This is a genomic window from Autumnicola aciditolerans, assembly GCF_041679265.1.
Taxonomy (GTDB): domain Bacteria; phylum Bacteroidota; class Bacteroidia; order Flavobacteriales; family Flavobacteriaceae; genus Autumnicola.
In genome coordinates, this window is sequence record NZ_JBGFSM010000060.1 from 1 (window position 1) to 2,137 (window position 2,137).

2 protein-coding genes and 1 pseudogene are annotated in these 2,137 nt (G+C 36.7%); 1 reads left to right on the forward strand and 2 read right to left on the reverse strand.

The window, feature by feature from the left end:
- Window positions 1-1,125, reverse strand: a 1,125-nt coding sequence (locus tag AB8M93_RS18700; RefSeq protein ID WP_373060504.1) for an IS3 family transposase, incomplete at its 3' end; no start/stop codon positions are given.
- Between the two features lie 113 nt (window positions 1,126-1,238).
- A complete protein-coding gene (locus tag AB8M93_RS18705; RefSeq protein WP_373060506.1) occupies window positions 1,239-1,862 on the reverse strand; it encodes a hypothetical protein in 624 nt (207 codons plus the stop codon).
- Between the two features lie 74 nt (window positions 1,863-1,936).
- Here AB8M93_RS18705 and AB8M93_RS18710 point away from each other — a divergent pair.
- Window positions 1,937-2,059: pseudogene (locus AB8M93_RS18710) on the forward strand (helix-turn-helix domain-containing protein); the annotation flags it as partial.
- Between the last annotated feature and the right edge of the window lie 78 nt (window positions 2,060-2,137).

Here is a 2,137-nt window from a genome sequence, read left to right on the forward strand (position 1 = left end):
GGCTCGATTTGGCAACCACTCCTTCGGGGGTACCCCCGAAGGAGTGAAGAAAAGGACAGAGTTTAAATTACACTCCCCATACTTGAGTATGCCATTGATCCTTTCTGCCACTGCGTTTTCGTATGGGTCATATTGCTGGGTCGTACTCAAGACAAACCCATTTTCTTTGGCAAAATCAGAGAATTCCGGGCAGCAATATTGAATTCCCCTATCAGAATGATGGATGATATTTTCATAGTTGAACTTTAGGTTTTTAATGGCCATTTTAAGTGCTTGTACTACCAGTGTTGCTTTCATGTTATCGTCGAGTGCCCAGCCCATTAGTTTTTTAGAGTAGGCATCCGTTACCAGGGCCAGGTACGCGTGTCCCTGGTCCGTTTGTATGTAGGTAATATCACTTACCAAGACCTGTTCGCTATGGGTTATTTCCAGATCCTTTACCAGGTTGGGTGATTTATGGAACAGGTGTTTGGAGTCTGTTGTGATATGGTACCGCTTGGTTTTTTTAACGAGCATGCCATAGCTCCTTAGCAGGTCAAATAGTGCGTCCCTGCCCATTTTAACGTTGTTTTCCATGAGTCCATCTTTAATATACTTGACCAGTTTTCTAGTGCCAGCCTTATGGTGCAGCTTGCGCTTTTGTGTCACCAACCCCAAAACTATAGCGTCCCTTTTCTCTTTGTCATCGTTTGCCTTGATCCTTTTGTAATACGCCTGTTTGCTTATCCCGAGGCATTGATAGAGCCATTTTATTTTGAAAGGCTTTTTCTCTATCTCTTTTGCTAATGCTTCGGGCAAATACTTTTTTGAAAGGTGCTCTCCTGTAATATTCTCAAAATCAGCAATAACATCTTGTTGGAATTCCTTGACAAACTCAAGTTCCTCTATGCGTTGCTTTAGTTTTTTGACCTGATCGTTCTTGCTCATGCCCATGGATTTATTCTCAAAATTACTCAATTTTTTGATCCAATAATCAATAGAGCTTCTGGAAATATTGTGCTTATTTGAAGCATGGTTGACGGAGATCTGCCCGTTGGCAATTTCATCAATTATCGAAAGTTTCATGTCGAAACTTACTTTTTGATACTGTTTTTTTCGGCAGGAGCCATTGTTTTGTGTTTCCATAGATTGCTAAAAGTGTTTAATTTTTAGTCAACCTATTTAAGGACGAGGCAGTTAATTATTTTCTTTCTAACGGTGCCGTCTATTGGCGATTAACCGTTGTTGTTGCAAGTTTTTTAAGTTATCCAATCTCTAATTATAAACTCTCCTAGCGTGTCTTCTTCTTTCGTAATTAAATAATAGTGCCTTCCACCAGAATGGTTTCCACTAGAAAATTCAACATTATATTTACCAATTTTAATCAGATCAGCCTTGGCTTTAGTGCTTTTATCATAAGCAGAAAATCTTACATTTCTAAGAAGTCGGAAATTTAAATGATATGATCTTATAGATAAACTATCTCTAGTTCCTTTACGCATTTCAGAAACTTCTTTTTTTAATTTCTCTAATTGCTCCACTTTGAAAGATCCGGTTTCAGGGTTTTGGAGATCATCTTCAATTGTTTTTAGAATATCCTCAATACAGTAGGAGAAAACTATATTTTTTTGATTCAGATACAATTTTTCCTTACAGTTCAATTTTTTCAATTCCTCAGTTGACCAAATTGTTGTCATATTTAGACTACTATCATAATTGTCATCAGCAGTTCCTTTTAGGTCGATTCTTTTTTGAAAGACTGTATCTCCTTTATATTTGTAGATAATTTTCAAACTATCACTAAAAACCTTTGTCTTGGTTGTTGTTTCTAATTTACTATCCTTTATTTCGCTTTTTTGATTTATAGAATCATCTAAGTTCAACTAATAAGTGCAACTCAAATTAAAAATCACTGGGGGCTAGCCCCCAGTGATTGGCCAAGTGCTAAATTTGTTTTGTGAAAAAATATAAACAACTTGGTCAAGAGCAAAGATACCAAATTGGAGCTCTTTTAAAGGCAGGAAAAAAGAAAAGTGAGATAGCCGATATAATCGGTGTCCACAAGTGTACAATAGGTCGTGTGTATATATTAATATAGAACTACCCCACATTTCAATTTAAAAGTATACCACTTATTACCAACTTGAACGTCCAACCA